The sequence below is a fragment of the Tissierella sp. P1 genome (assembly GCF_002266425.1).
Taxonomy (GTDB): domain Bacteria; phylum Bacillota; class Clostridia; order Tissierellales; family Tissierellaceae; genus Tissierella; species Tissierella carlieri.
This window is the reverse complement of the sequence record NZ_NPMN01000014.1, coordinates 56,406-71,366: the sequence shown is the minus strand read 5'-3', so window position 1 is coordinate 71,366 and position 14,961 is coordinate 56,406. Positions and strand designations below refer to the sequence as shown.

Annotated in this window: 11 protein-coding genes; 4 read left to right on the top strand and 7 right to left on the bottom strand. The window is 30.5% G+C overall.

Going from position 1 to position 14,961, the window contains the following annotated elements; translation table 11 throughout:
• Positions 1-11: 11 nt before the first annotated feature.
• From oppC to yaaA, 6 genes are all read right to left on the bottom strand, one after another.
• Positions 12-962: an oligopeptide ABC transporter permease OppC gene (gene oppC, locus CIW83_RS11450; protein WP_094901280.1), complete on the bottom strand. Its 951-nt coding sequence runs from the start codon at positions 960-962 to the stop codon at positions 12-14.
• Entirely contained in the window at positions 962-1,912 is a 951-nt protein-coding gene (locus tag CIW83_RS11445; protein WP_094901277.1) for an ABC transporter permease, read from the bottom strand. The genes oppC and CIW83_RS11445 overlap by 1 nt, the downstream gene beginning before the upstream one ends.
• A gap of 14 nt (positions 1,913-1,926) precedes the next feature.
• Complete coding sequence (locus tag CIW83_RS11440; RefSeq protein ID WP_094901275.1) at positions 1,927-3,924, bottom strand: ABC transporter substrate-binding protein; 1,998 nt, start codon at positions 3,922-3,924, stop codon at positions 1,927-1,929.
• Positions 3,925-4,342: 418 nt separating this feature from the next.
• Positions 4,343-4,753 carry a hypothetical protein gene (locus CIW83_RS11435; protein WP_143598554.1) on the bottom strand — a complete coding sequence of 137 codons (411 nt, stop codon included), beginning with the start codon at positions 4,751-4,753 and terminating at the stop codon, positions 4,343-4,345.
• A 205-nt stretch (positions 4,754-4,958) separates the two neighbouring features.
• Positions 4,959-6,314 carry a 23S rRNA (uracil(1939)-C(5))-methyltransferase RlmD gene (rlmD, locus tag CIW83_RS11430; RefSeq protein ID WP_094901271.1) on the bottom strand — a complete coding sequence of 452 codons (1,356 nt, stop codon included), beginning with the start codon at positions 6,312-6,314 and terminating at the stop codon, positions 4,959-4,961.
• A 155-nt stretch (positions 6,315-6,469) separates the two neighbouring features.
• Positions 6,470-7,309, bottom strand: coding sequence for a peroxide stress protein YaaA (yaaA, locus tag CIW83_RS11425; RefSeq protein WP_235601303.1), 840 nt, complete (start codon positions 7,307-7,309; stop codon positions 6,470-6,472).
• A gap of 314 nt (positions 7,310-7,623) precedes the next feature.
• Here yaaA and CIW83_RS11420 point away from each other — a divergent pair, with 314 nt between their 5' ends.
• The 4 genes from CIW83_RS11420 to CIW83_RS11405 all read left to right on the top strand — a co-directional run bounded on the left by CIW83_RS11420 (position 7,624) and on the right by CIW83_RS11405 (position 12,528).
• On the top strand, positions 7,624-8,310 hold the full coding sequence (locus CIW83_RS11420) for a response regulator transcription factor (protein WP_094901269.1): 687 nt from the start codon (positions 7,624-7,626) through the stop codon (positions 8,308-8,310).
• On the top strand, positions 8,300-9,319 hold the full coding sequence (locus CIW83_RS11415) for a sensor histidine kinase KdpD (RefSeq protein WP_094901267.1): 1,020 nt from the start codon (positions 8,300-8,302) through the stop codon (positions 9,317-9,319). Before CIW83_RS11420 ends, CIW83_RS11415 begins: the two co-directional genes overlap by 11 nt.
• 132 nt (positions 9,320-9,451) lie before the next feature.
• Positions 9,452-10,120, top strand: coding sequence for an ABC transporter ATP-binding protein (locus CIW83_RS11410; RefSeq protein ID WP_094901265.1), 669 nt, complete (start codon positions 9,452-9,454; stop codon positions 10,118-10,120).
• Positions 10,121-10,131: 11 nt separating this feature from the next.
• Positions 10,132-12,528: an ABC transporter permease gene (locus tag CIW83_RS11405; RefSeq protein WP_094901263.1), complete on the top strand. Its 2,397-nt coding sequence runs from the start codon at positions 10,132-10,134 to the stop codon at positions 12,526-12,528.
• Between the two features lie 40 nt (positions 12,529-12,568).
• Here CIW83_RS11405 and CIW83_RS11400 read toward each other — a convergent pair whose 3' ends face one another.
• Positions 12,569-14,896 (bottom strand): ATP-dependent DNA helicase, encoded by a 2,328-nt coding sequence (locus tag CIW83_RS11400; RefSeq protein WP_094901261.1) that lies wholly within the window; start codon positions 14,894-14,896, stop codon positions 12,569-12,571.
• Positions 14,897-14,961 lie beyond the last annotated feature (65 nt).

Here is a 14,961-nt window from a genome sequence, read left to right as displayed (position 1 = left end):
TGTTCTTAAATTTATACATGATTTCTTGGATCTGCTGCATCAGAAAACGCATTTCCTAAAAGATAGAATGTTATAGAAATAATAGATACAATAGCTGCTGGGAATGCCAATAAATATGGATAATCCAAGAAGAATGTTCTAGCATTTCTAAGTAATATACCTAATGAAGGTGTATTTATATCAAGCCCGAGTCCCAAGTATGATAACATTGATTCTGTGGCAATTGTTTGTGGTATTGACAATGCCAATCTTAGTATAATAACACTTATTAATTGTGGCAGAATATTTTTTAATAAAATTCTCCATGTAGGTGTACCTAATGATCTAGATGCAAGATTATACTCTCTATCTCTATGAATCATAACTAGGTTCCGTACGTTTCTTGCCATTACTAACCAACCAAATGCAATAAGAGAACATGCCATAATCCAAAAGCCTTGTCCTACCATAAGTGCAATTAAGGTTAAATATATTATATTTGGAACATTGTTTATTAGATTATACAACTCTGTAAAAAATCTATCTAATTTTCTAACATATCCCCATAGGCAGCCAATAATAACACCTAATATACACTCTCCTAAGCCAACTATTAAAGCTAGTTTAATAGATATCTGAGAAGCATACCAAACTTGAGACCAATAGTCACGGCCTAAGTTATCTGTCCCAAACCAATACTCAGAGTTTGGGCTAAAAAATCCTTTTGTAGTATCTGGAACTAAGGATGCATAATCATATTTGCCTATTCTTAAAGCTATAAAAGAAAATATTACCAATGCAAAAAATATAAAACTTAAAATTACTGCTGATTTTTTCTTTAAAAAGTTCTGAAATACAGACTTCCAATAGGAATAATCTGAATATCCAATTTTTTCTGCAGCTTCCGGAGAATACTCTACAAAGTGAAAAAGCTCATCTTCATTTATTATTTCTTCTTCTAATGTTTTAATATGAGCAGTCATTATCTAGAACCTCCTTCACTGGTAAGTGTAATTCTTGGGTCAATTAACATCATAAGTATATCTCCAAAAAATACACCTAATATACCTAGAGTTGCATATAAAATAGTTACTGTCTGGACAACATTTAAGTCATATCTAGTTATTGAATCAATTAATAAAGGACCCATCCCTGGTATAGAGAAAAAACGCTCCACAAGGATTGAACCGCCTACGGTTGTTAGAAATGACATTGGCAAATACTGTGCCAATGGTACAAATGCATTTCTAAGTATATGTTTGCCCATTATTTTTCTAGTAGACATTCCTTTTATTCTTGCTAGTTTTATATAATCTTTATTTATTTCATCTACCATATACCTTCTAGTCCATAGTGCCCACCATGCAATACTACTTATACATAAACATATAACTGGTAATATACTTGATGGTCCTGGATTTCTTGTAGAATACATCGATGGTAATTTTAATAGTCTTGTACCAAATATTAAGATCAATGAATATGATACCAATGGCGGCACCGCATTAGCGAAAATAGTATAGGTTGTACCAATATGATCTCCTAGTTTATCTTTAAACCTTGATTGCATCATACCCATTGTAACTCCAGTAATTAATGAAATACCTAGTGCCATTATTCCTAGTTTCATAGATATAGCAAATCTATCAGATATGATTTTAACTACAGGTACACCATTTTGAATTCTTCGGGATTCCCCAAAATCAAAACGAACTAATTTCCCATAAAAATCGACTAATTGTTTTGGTATAGGATCTAGTAATCCTGCAGCTAATAATTGTTCATTTTTCTGTTCTTCTGTAAACTTCATCAACTGTTCTTCAGTAAAATAATAATCCGTTGGAAGCATTCTCATAAGCAAAAATACTATTGTTGCTATTAGTAAGACTGTTACAATAGATTGTAACAGTCTTTTAGCACTATATTTAACCATATATAGTCACCGTCCTATTTCTTACCTGCATTATGTGCATCTTGAAGAGCTGCAGCTTCTTCTGTAGTGTATCCATCAGAATTTGTTCTGATATTTTTAAATTTTTCATTTTGTATACCAAACATGGCATTCATTTTACTAGTGTTGTCATATTTAGCCAATGCAACCATCTGCTGATACATAGCTGGTACAGCAAATGCATTTTCTAGCATGTATGCTTCTGCCTTTGCATAAGCCTTATAACGAGCATCTAGATCAGTGGTTATAGCATCTGCTGCTTCTACTAATTTAGTAAATTCCTTATAAGCTGCAAGTAATTCCTTGTTTGCTTCTGTCTCTTCTGTTATATCATTTATATATGAATAGTTTGCTGAATAATAAGCATTGTCATTACCATAGGTTTCCTGTCCTAGATAATTTTGTGGATCACCATAGTCTGCACCCCATCCGTTAATTGCTATTGAGTGAAGATGCGGCTGTACAACTTCTTTTCTTATTGATGATACATAAGTTTTTATATTAAATTTAACAAAATCATCTCCCAAGCTCTCTGAGAATATTTGTTTTAATACGTTAGCTGTATCTAAAACAGTTTGGTTACCTGCTGCGATATAATAATCAATTTCTACTGGGAAAGTAACACCTAATGCTGTTAATTCTTCCATAGCTTGTTTCTTTAACGCAGCTGTTTTTGCTTCATCTAGTCTCACCATTTTCTTTCCATTAAGTTCTGGTAAGCCCATTTCTTGTCTAACTAATTCTGTATATTCTGTACCGTCTGAAGTATATACTAAGCCCTTCATGGTATAGAAATTATTCTCTCCTATATATGGGTCTAAGGGATTTTGTCTCTTATAATAATTTTCTAAATTTAATCCATAGTACCAAGTTTGTCTAAATGCTTTATTTGCAATTGCTGTATTCCAATTTGTATCAGGTGTTCCATCTTCTTTATTTTTATTAAAGTTAAAATGGATTTGAAATGAGTACTTAGATAGTACGTCTGGTACTAAATAGTTATAGAATTGGTGATTTTTATCTTTACTTATTGTATTTACTTGACTTTCTGTTAATTGAACATAGTCAATTTCTCCTGATTGATACAATTGATATGCTACATCTAGAGACTCAACCATTTTTATAGTTATTGTATCAAATAAACTTGCTGCTTTGTCCCAATATAATGGATTTTTAGTAAATACTTTTTCATTACCTTGGATATATTGGGTCATTGTATAAGCTCCACTATACCACATGTTTTCATTGTTCATAGATCTGACATTGTCTGCTCCACCTAGTTCATCAACCATTTGTTGTGACAATGGATATAGGCAGTTATAAGTTGCTACTGTATCAAAATATGGTTTTTCTGTTATACATTTATAAACTAATTTATTACCGTCTATTTCTAATCCAACTATTTCACGGAACTTTGAACCCGCTTCCGCTGTTAAAGCTTTTGCTTCTTCTGCCGAAAGAGTTTTTGTCCACTCATAATACTCTTCAGCGCCTTTTATCATTTCAATTGGCATTGATGTATTTGATGAATCGTTTTTATGGAAATTAAGAATCCACTCAAGTCCTGTTGCAAAGTCTTCTGCTGTAAGAGCTGCTTTTTCCTCACCATTCATACCTACCCATTTTACGCCATCACGAATTTTAAATGTCCATGTTAATCCGCCATCTTCTGTACCCCATTCTTCTGCTATTCCTGGAACCAATTCACCATATGTATCCACTTCTAGCAATGGATCAAGTAAATTAGTCAAGTTTTCAGAGTCTTCAGCTCTTTGGCTATATAAAATATTGAATGTTTCTAGTTCTCTGGTTTGTACCTTAGATATAACTAAATCCTTAATAGTTTTAGCTGTTTTTGGTTCTTCATTGTTAACAACATCGTTGCTACCATTGTCACTAGTATCAGTAGTCTTTGAACCTCCACTGCCACAAGCACTAAGCATTAAAACTAATACTAAAATCAATGATAATAACTTGAACTTTGACTTTTTCATAATATTTCCCCCTTTTTTTAATAAAAAAGTAACAAAATATAATCATTCATTTTACCATAATTTTGATGTGGATATTTACTATTTGGAAAATAAAAGTTATTGGTAATATTCTGAACATTGATTATACTTTTGAAAATAGTTTATCAAAAACAATCTACATTGTCAATCAGATTTGAAATGGCTTAACACTCTTATAAATGCCAATAAATTACATAACTCCCTCAAAATTCCATATCCACTAATTTAAGTTATTCATAAATATTTGTTTTAATTTTATTAGTTCAGATGTATATTTAATTTCATTTATGATAATTTATATTTTAATTGATAAATTTTATATAATATCCTTATGCTATAAAAACTAGATAGACATAATCTATCTAGTTTTTATTTTATATTTTTGAAAACCAACAATTATTTATAAATATATAGCGATTATTGAAGGAATTAAAAAACAAATCCCTGTAAAAATATTAGCTATCATTGCTGATAATATTTCATCCTCTTCTTCAAGCTCGTCACTTGTAACATCTTCTTCTAAAAAGTCAATTATGCTCTTTGATTGATGCCCTGACTTATCTTTTCCCTTGTTACCCTTCCTTGCCATGCCAATACTAATTCCATCTAACTTTAGATAGCTAAACCATGCCATAGTTAATAGAACAACTCCCACAAAAAAGAATGCTTTTTCAACCATTATGTATGTTTCATTCTTATTTGTAAAATGATTCCAAAGTAGTGAAAAAGTAATTCCTAAAAATGCCCTTGATGTAATCTTATATATACTTGGCTGTATCAAATACGAATACATCCTTAATAATTTTTTCATTTTGAAAATCCTTTCCAATTGCTAATTATTTATAATAATATATAATTACTTTTACAACATTAATGCAACTTAGAACAACTTGTAGATAGTGTAAAATTACTGTAGAAAAAAACAATTAGAATTTTTCCTTGTTTCATGGACTTGGCTAATATACTAATGTTGTTTGCTAATACTACTAGATTTATTCTTAGTTGCATCATGTAGACTAACTTTTCAATAGTCTTACCACACACTCAACGTGAGGAGTTCTCGGGAACTGATCCATACATTTAACCTTCTCTATTTTATATCCTCTTTCAATAAATACCTTTAAATCCCTTACTAAAGTAACTGGATTACAAGATACATATACGAATACTTCTGGATTAAAATCTATAATCTTATTTATAGCCTTTGGATGAATTCCATCTCTTGGTGGATCTATAACTATTAAATCTGGTTTTTCCTTTAGTTCATCTACAGCCTTTAGTACATCCCCAGCTATAAATTCTACATTATCTAAATTATTTAGCTTTGCGTTTTCACAAGCTTTCTCTACTGCTTCTTCTACTATCTCAATACCGAATACCTTTTTCGCCACAGGCGCCATTATTTGCGCAATAGTACCTGTGCCTGAATATAAGTCAAAAACTATTTTATCATCTATATCTCCTGCAAATTCCCTTACCATAGAATATAATTTCTCAGCACCAAAGGTATTGGTCTGGAAGAAAGAGAATGGCGATATCTTAAATTTCAATCCCAACATTTCTTCAATGATATAATCCTTACCATATAGTAAATCAAGTTTATCTGCCTTTACTACATCAGATAAACTGTCATTAGTAGTATGAAAAATTCCTGTTATCTTACCTACAGTCGAAAGATTGATTAGTCTATCTATAAATCCTTCCTTATCTAATTCTCCTTGGCTAGATGTTACTAGATTTACAAGTATCTCTCCAGTAGATAAAGCCTTTCTAACTACCAAATGTCTTAAAAATCCTGAGTGGGATCTTTTATTATAATAAGTTGTATTTAATTCTTGAAAATAGTTAAGAACTGCTGCAAGTATTGTGGTAAAATCATTGTCTACTATATTACAATTTCCCACATTAACTACTTCATAAAATCTGCCCTTACGATGAAGTCCTAATGCTAATGGACCATCCTTTTCTTCATCACCAAAGGTATATTCCATTTTATTTCTATATCCGCCAACTACTGGACTTTTCTCTATTCCTAAGAAATTAATATCTAGTGCCTCTTGTTCAAATAAGGCTTTTACTTGCCTTTCTTTTAATTTTAATTCGTTTTCATAGGATAATGACTGATAAGCACAGCCACCACAGAATCCAAAATGAGGACAGGATATTTCAGTCTCAAGCGGAGATTTTTCAAGTACATTTACTAGTTTAACCTCAATATAGCCTTTTCTCTTTCTACTTACCCTCGCCTGTACCTTTTGCCCTTCTATTCCACCTTTAAACTTAATATTATGCTCCTCAAATGCAGCTTTACCTTTATTAGGAAAACCTACTTCTTTTATCTCAAATTCAATTAAATCGTTTTTCTTTACCATAATCCACCTACCATTAAATAATATCTATCTTTTTATTGATAGAACAATTATACAGAAAAGCCATAGTATTTACAAGTATCATAAGGTTGTGCTCATAAATCCTCTTCTATTCAAATTATAATTCAATCTATAATGTATATTCTATCTATTATAGCTTAACCTTCATTGTTATTTTTAATAAAAACATAAGTATTCTCATTAGATAACTCATGCTTAAAAATGTAGCCAAGTCTATCAAAATCTTTTATCCCTTCTACATTCTTAATTCGTTTTTCTGCCATAAATCGTACCATTTCTCCTCTTGCCATTTTAGCAAAGGTTCCTTTTTCAACTACCTTGCCATTAATTAGTTCACCAAATACACAGGTAACAAATTTCATTCCTTCATCTAAGTAATTGAATATACATTTGCTATACTCCTTTGATGCCAGATTTACAACACACTTACTTTCTGAAAAAAGTTTTTTAGCAAGCTTATCGTTCCAGAATTGGTATAGTGAATTAAAATGCCAATCTATAAGTTTAGTCTGCATTTCCAGCCTATATGGAACAACACCATCAAAGGGACGTAATATTCCGTAAAACCCAGATAGAATACGTAAATGCTCATCAATATATTCTAGTTCCTCTTCTTCAAATACTCCGGGAGCCATATATTGGTATTGAATTCCCTCATAGGATAGAATGGCAGGTGTCAGATTTCTATATAAATCCATATTTCTAACACGCTCATAATTAAGCTCTGCAATCTTATCATTGCATTTCCATATTGATTTCACTTCTTTATAGTTTAGTCCCTGTAAATAGGTAAGCAGGATTTCTGCATCCTTTATAAATTCTGGAATATGACGATGCCCAAGGTCATCAGAATCTATTCTCATCTTTTTAGCAGGTGAAATAATAATTCTCATAGCTTCCTCTTCTCCACAGTTATTTTTTCTTTCTTCCATTGGATGTTTCATATTTTTACAATTGAGTATTGTCACATACTCCATATAGCCTTATTATACCTCTATCTCAATAATAAAAACTCCAGATGTTATATAACTCCAATATCCTTCTTATAAATTCAATTCTCTTCCATTTTACTATATTTTCACCTAATAGTGGAACAGCCTATCCAAATTTATTATATTAATATAGTGTATGTTCTAATTTAATCTCAATTAAATGGATCCAATATATAAGGAATATATACAAGAATCTGAACAATATCTTACACAACAGCATAGAAATGTTATTTTAGTTATGTAGAGTATGGTATATAATATGATTAAAATAGCTCTATATCGGATAGGGGGGAATAAAAATGAAAAGAATATTATTAGTAGAAGATGATAAACTACTAAATCAAACCTTAGCCTACCATTTAACGGCAGAAGGATATGAAGTTATCTCTTCCCATAATATAAAGTCTACAGAAGATTATCTCTCAAAAGATGGTTTTGATTTGATTATACTAGACATAAACCTTCCTGACGGAAGTGGTTTTGAATTATGTAAAATATGGAGAGGTAAAATAACAACTCCTATTATATTTTTAACTGCGAATGATATGGAAAGTGATATGCTAAAGGGCTATGAATTAGGAGGAGAAGATTATATCACGAAGCCATTTCATGTTAGTGTTTTTCTTAAGAAAATAGGAATCTTATTAAAGAACACTGATAAAAAAAATACAGAACATATCTATGATGATGGAAACTTATTATTAAATTTCACAAATAGAACCGCTAAGTTACAAGGAGAAAATCTTGAATTGACTACTGGAGAATTTAATCTATTATATTTATTTGTTATCAATTATAAAATGGTTCTTACAAGAAATCTATTGTTAGAAAAGCTTTGGGATAATAATGAAAAATATGTTGACGAAAATGCCTTGACTATGATGATTAGTCGAATTCGGACAAAGATTGAGACCAAAGATAAAAAATATATTAAAACAATCTATGGAATTGGTTATCAATGGATAGGAGATGCCTATGAAGAATAGGAATTTTTATACAATACTCAGTGTCATTATCATAGGAGTTATATATCATATTTTTTTAATTTCCTATTTTTATAATATTAAACTATTATTATTCTCCTTGATTACTTATTTTACTATTATATTGATTTTTTATCGCAGCACACAAAAAGCTGTTAATCAGTATATGAAATTCATCAGTTCCTTCAATGATTCACTAAGCCACCTAATCAATCGGGATTATAAAAAATTAAATGAGCTACAGACTTTACATGAAACCTTTGATTCAAAAGTTAATAAAAAGATAATACGATTATGGGAGATTTGGCAGGATGAATCCCTACGAGGAATAAAAGAAAAAAAGAACTTACAAAGTCTAATTTCAGATGTTTCTCATCAGGTAAAAACACCTATGACCAATTTAAAAATGCTACAAACAGCTTTAGAAAATGAAAGAATATCCAAAGAACATAAGGATCAACTATTAAAATCTATGGAAGGACAGCTAGATAAAATAGGTTTTTTATTAGAATCTATGATTAAATCATCAAGACTAGAAACAGGTTTAATCCAATTAAATAAAACCTCCTACAATTTATTTGATACAATTGTAGAAGCTATATCTGGTATTACAGTAAAAGCAGCAAGAAAAAACATAGAAATTCTTGTGAGTTGTCCAGAAAATTATATTTTACCACATGATAAAAAATGGACGGCAGAAGCACTATTTAATATATTAGAAAACGCAATAAAGTATTCGCCAGAGAATACCAAAATGGAAATTAAAGTATACAGATGGGAAATGTATACAAAAATTGATGTCCTAGATGAAGGTAGAGGTATATCAGAAGAATATTTCGGAAAAATATTTCAAAGATTTTTTAGGGGAGAAAATGGTTGTGATGAAGAAGGAGTTGGAATTGGGTTGTATCTATCACGAGAAATCATTCAGAGACAAGGCGGCTATATAAAAGTATCTTCTACTCTAGGAGAAGGCTCTACTTTTTCTATCTTTTTACCAAATGAGTTATAAAGATTATATTCAATACCAATTCTAACAGAAAAGTTAGTATTGGTATTATTTTTTTTAATAAAAGATATTTTTTGTTATATTTCTGTTAGATTTACTTGATAGAGTTAGATTAAGAAAAGGAGGAATACAGATATGGATATATTAGAAACCATTGACTTAAAAAAGTATTATGGAAAAGAGTCTAACCTTGTAAAAGCCATAGACGGAGTGAATATAAGAATAGAAAAAGGCGAATTTGTCGCTATTGTTGGAACCTCCGGATCAGGGAAGTCAACTTTATTAAATATGTTGGGTGGTTTAGATAATCCCACATCTGGCAAAGTTATTGTAACTGGCAAGGATATTTCTAAGTTCTCAGATGAAGAATCAACTATTTTTAGAAGAAGAAATGTAGGATTTGTTTTTCAAAATTATAATTTAGTACCTATACTAAATCTTTATGAAAATATTGTTCTACCATTAGATCTAGATGGAGAAACAATCGACGGAAAATACATAGGCGAAATAATTGAATTGTTACATCTAGAAGAGAAAAAACGAAGATTTCCTAATTATTTATCAGGAGGAGAGCAACAAAGAGGAGCAATAGCAAGAGCCTTAGCAACCAAACCATCCATTATTTTAGCAGATGAACCCACTGGAAATCTAGATAGCAAAACCAGTGCAGAGGTATTAGGATTACTAAAAAAGACAAGTGAACAATTTAATCAAACTATTGTAATGATCACTCATAATAATGAAATTGCCCAATTGGCTGATCGTATTATCCGAATTGAAGACGGAAGAATTTCTAATCAATAGGAGGTAGGACAATGATATCAAATAATAATCGAGCAGTCATAGGAAAATTGGCTAATAGAAATATCAAATTTAATGGAACAAGGAATATTTTTATTCTGATAACTATTATTTTATCTGTTTCATTATTAGGAGTTATGTCTCTTACCCAATCAGCAAGAGAACAAAAAATTAAAAGGCAGCTAGATATGGTACAGCATGTTATGTATGAAGATGTTAATGAGGAGCAGATTGAAAAATTAAAAGCCTCTGATGAAATAGATTTTTTGACTCTGGCAAAGTTTGGTAAGAGCTTTAAAATACAGGCTAAAATGATTCATCCAATTTATTTTGAAAAAGATACAAAGAATATAAAGACACCAGCAATAATACAGGGGAGTTATCCTGAAAAATTAAATGAAATCGCAGTATATAAACCTATGTTAAAGTTATTTCACAATGTAAAAAATATTGGGGATACTATACGGATAAAATTTTTGGATGGACGAGAAGAAGAATTTAACATAAGTGGGTTTATTGAAGGAAATGAGAATTCCAATGTCTTTCAAGTCTTATTTTCTAAGGAGTATTCTGAAAGTGGAGAACAATTGAAAGATGTCCCTTACACAGTTCTTTGTAAAATAAAAAATGCAGATAGAATGTCAGAAAATGAGTTTTTGGATACAGTAAGAAGAATTGGAAGATATGCAGGGATTGAAAGAAAAAACATTAATCCACATAATGCCTTCGCCAATTCATTATCCCTTTCAAAACAAAATGCTTTATTTATTATAGGACTATCTATAGGAATTCTATTCGTTAGTATATTGGTGGTTTATAATGTATTTTATATTTCAGTTTTAGAAAATATTCAAAGATTTGGTCAGCTTAGAACCATAGGAACTTCTAAAAAACAGATTAGAGTAATCGTAAGAAGAGAAGGAAAAATTATGTTTTCTAAGGGTACTCCAGTAGGATTGTTAATATCTTGGATTATTTCATATTTGATTAATCCAGATGGTTGGAGTTGGAGATATACCATTATTCTTAGTTTGATTGTGGCAATTGCTGAATATATCACTATTATTATATCTATTAGAAAACCAGCTAAAATAGCTTCTTCTATCTCTCCTGTGGAAGCATCAAGATTTTCTGGCAATAAACATAATGGAGTAAAAGAAACAAAAAATTTGCACAGAAAGCTATCTCCATATTCTATGGCACAAATAAGTCTAAAAAGAAATAAGAACAAATCTTTCTTGACGTTGGTTTCTCTCGGAGTAGGCGGAGTACTATTTATTATGGGTTCAACACTAATAGTATCAACTTCTCTAGAAGAATATTCAAGACAAGGGTTATATGAATTTGGGGAATATATTATTTCCTTTGATTATAATACAGTACAAACTATGGATAAAGGCGTAACAGGCGTTCAATTAGATAATCCAATAGATAAAGAATTGATACAAGAAATAAATGAACTACCAGAGGTTAATAAAGTCATAGAATTTCATCGAACCTCCGTAAAATTTGACTATAAAGATGCAATCAATGTAGGAGATCATTTCTCAGCATTTACTAAAGAAGATATAGATACAATAAATAAAACATTGGCAGAAGGAAGATTTGACTATAATGAAATGATAAAAAATGATGAAATCCTTATTGTATATAATAAAGTTGCAGAAGAAATCTATGGTTGGAAATTTGAAATCGGAGATAAAGTTAATTTTAGATATTTTGATGGAAAAAAAGAAGTTGAAAAATCATTTAAGATTGCAGGTTCTATAGAGAAACCTAGCAATGTGACACATCACTCTGGTTGGTTTTTGCTGCCAGCAGAAAAACTAGAATTATTATTCCCAGATCTCAATACAATAGATACATTGGTAGTATCTATTAATGATTTTGAAACTGAAGGAGATATAGCAGAAAGTAAAATTCATAGTTTAATAGATAAAAATCCTTTACTAGGGATGCATACATTAAGACAAAATCTAATAGAAGATAAGGAGTCCTTTAATTTATTATATAAATCAATAATAGGATTAAGTGGATTCGTCATTTTATTTAGTTTAATTAATCTAGTAAATACAATAATAACCAATATCATTTCAAGGAAAAAAGAATTTGCAATGCTTCAATCCATTGGTCTAAGTAATAAACAATTAGTAAAACTGATTCAATTTGAAGGATTAAGTTTATCTTTTGGGAATTTAATAATCACTTTGATATTCGGTAGTACACTAGGTTACGGATTAATAAGAATCTTACAGCATGTTGGTGCAACCTATCTTCATTACCGTTTTCCAATATATTACTTTATGGTGTACATTATAATCATCATTATAGTTCCGCTTATTGTTTCCAGCATTTTAGTAAGATTATTTCAAAAGGAAAGTCTTGTTTCAAGGCTGCGACATGTTGATTAGCAGATGTTAACTATATGAAAGGATTCTAGGAGATTTTTAATCACCAAAATCTCTCTAGAATCCTTTTCATAGCTATATCATTCCTTATATTTTTAGCTCCTAACCATTCATTGGGAAATAAAGATTTATATTCTTTAGTTCCATATCTATCATCTATAAGTAAAATAGCTCCCCTGTCTTCAGGAGATCTAATTACTCTTCCTGCGGCTTGAAGTACTTTATTCATACCTGGATATACATAGGCATATTCATATCCTTCACCTAAATTATGAGTAAAATAATCTTTAATTATATTTCTTTCAAAACAAATCTGTGGCAAACCAACACCTACTATTATAGCTCCTATAAGCTTTTCACCTGTTAAATCTATGCCCTCTGAGAATATTCCGCCCATTACTGCAAAGGCAATAAGATCATTTCCTTCTTCAAATTTCAGCAAAAATTCTTCCTTTTCAACTTCTGACATATTGCCATCTTGGATAATTATATTTATACCTTGATTTCTATCCATAATCAAATTATATACATTAGTCATATAAGCATAAGAAGGAAAAAATACAAAATAATTACCTTTCTTAGCCTCGATAAAGGATTCTATACATCTTACAATATCTATATAAGTTTTTTCTCTATCCTTATATCTTGTAGATATACTGTCAGCAACCATAAGACATAGATTTTCCCTTGGGAAAGGTGAGCTAAGCTTTATATTATAGTCTCCATCTTTACCTCCAAGCAGATCCATATGATAATCTAGAGGAGTTAAGGTAGCTGAAAAAAGTATACTGCTCCTCCCTCTAGACAATGCTTCTTTTAAAAGATACGATGGATCAATGCAATATAGCTTTAATACTAAATCCTTAGATGATTCCTTGACATAGGTTACATAATGGCTATCATAGAACTCTGAAATCTTATTAAAAGTTATTAGATTAAAATAGAGTTCCAGAACCTTATCGTATTCTTCATTATTCTTTTCCTCTATAAGCCAAGGTTCAAGAACTGTCATAAGCTTCTTAATTGGATAGTATAAATCGTCTATTCCCTCTCTTTGATAATATTCCCCCTCTATTTCTAAATCCTTCTTCAATTTATTCAATATACTATTTACCTTATTTAAGCTCTTATAAATAGGAGGATATTTTTCCTTAAATATATCTCTTATATCTAAAAAACTACTTTTACTTATCTCAGCAGAAAACATTTCCCTAGACCTATCTACTAAATTGTGAGCCTCATCTATTAAGAATACATAGTTCTCCATAGGATTTTCAAAAAATCTTTTCAGATATACCTGAGGGTCAAAAACATAGTTATAATCGCATATTATCACATCTGCCCAAAGGCTCACATCTAATATAAATTCAAAGGGACAGACATTATGCTTATTAGCATAAATAATAGCCACATCTCTAGTGATCAAATCTTCATTCTCAAAGATATCCATTATGGCATCATTAACTCTATCATAATGACCTTTGGCAAAAGCACAATCTCTAGGATTACATTTCACTTCATCATTTAAACAAATTTTATCTTTCGCTGTAATTACGATAGTCTTAGCCCTTAGACCTCTTTTTATCATCATTTCCATAGAAGCTATAGGAACTTCTCTAGTTATGGTTTTAGCAGTAAGATAGAATATCTTTGATGTAATTCCTTCTCCAATAGACTTAATTGATGGAAATAAAGTAGACATAGTTTTACCAATACCAGTAGGAGCTTGGGCAAATAAGCTTTTTCTTTCTTCTATGGTCTTATAGGCAGCTACTGCAAGCTCCCTTTGCCCTTTTCTATAGTTATTAAAGGGAAATAACAATCTTTTTATAGAACTATCTCTAGTTTCACTCCAATAAAAAGTAATACTAGCCCACTCAATATATTTATCAGTTAAAGATAAGAAAAATTCTTCCAATTCCTGTTTAGTATATCTCCTCTTAAATATTTTCCTCTCTTCCAATTCTATATGAAAATATGTAAGCTGAATATGTATATGATCCAAACCATTTTGTAGAGAGTAAATATATCCATAACATTTAGCCTGTGCCCAGTGGAGTTCATTATAATTCTCCTCAATATCCTCTAAGTCCTTAGTAGTACTTTTTATTTCATCTATAATAACTTCATCTTCATAGGTAAGTATACCATCAGCACGGCCTTGAAGTTCTATAGTAAAATCATCATAATAAACACTATGCTTTAATGTAACTTCCGGCTCATACTCATAGCCATAAGATTTCTGTACCTTCTGATGGGCTTTAGTGCCTTCTAGTGCTCTTGACATCGACATAAAACTATTATCTATATCTCCTGCTCTCAGAACAAATTCAACTAAATTTCTAACGGATACCTTAATTACATTGCTCATATTATATTATCTTCCTCTTACTATTTAATAAATTATCATTATATCTATTATACCAAAAGACACTC

Excerpts from the sequence above, each read along its gene's own strand:
- oppC (WP_094901280.1), bottom strand. The coding sequence starts at position 962 with ATGACTGCTCATATTAAAACATTAGAAGAAGAAATAATAAATGAAGAT.
- CIW83_RS11440 (WP_094901275.1), bottom strand. The coding sequence starts at position 3,924 with ATGAAAAAGTCAAAGTTCAAGTTATTATCATTGATTTTAGTATTAGTT.
- yaaA (WP_235601303.1), bottom strand. The coding sequence starts at position 7,309 with ATGGAGTATGTGACAATACTCAATTGTAAAAATATGAAACATCCAATG.
- CIW83_RS11415 (WP_094901267.1), top strand. The coding sequence starts at position 8,300 with ATGAAGAATAGGAATTTTTATACAATACTCAGTGTCATTATCATAGGA.
- CIW83_RS11410 (WP_094901265.1), top strand. The coding sequence starts at position 9,452 with ATGGATATATTAGAAACCATTGACTTAAAAAAGTATTATGGAAAAGAG.
- CIW83_RS11405 (WP_094901263.1), top strand. The coding sequence starts at position 10,132 with ATGATATCAAATAATAATCGAGCAGTCATAGGAAAATTGGCTAATAGA.
- CIW83_RS11445 (WP_094901277.1), bottom strand. The coding sequence starts at position 1,912 with ATGGTTAAATATAGTGCTAAAAGACTGTTACAATCTATTGTAACAGTC.
- rlmD (WP_094901271.1), bottom strand. The coding sequence starts at position 6,314 with ATGGTAAAGAAAAACGATTTAATTGAATTTGAGATAAAAGAAGTAGGT.
- CIW83_RS11435 (WP_143598554.1), bottom strand. The coding sequence starts at position 4,753 with ATGAAAAAATTATTAAGGATGTATTCGTATTTGATACAGCCAAGTATA.
- CIW83_RS11400 (WP_094901261.1), bottom strand. The coding sequence starts at position 14,896 with ATGAGCAATGTAATTAAGGTATCCGTTAGAAATTTAGTTGAATTTGTT.
- CIW83_RS11420 (WP_094901269.1), top strand. The coding sequence starts at position 7,624 with ATGAAAAGAATATTATTAGTAGAAGATGATAAACTACTAAATCAAACC.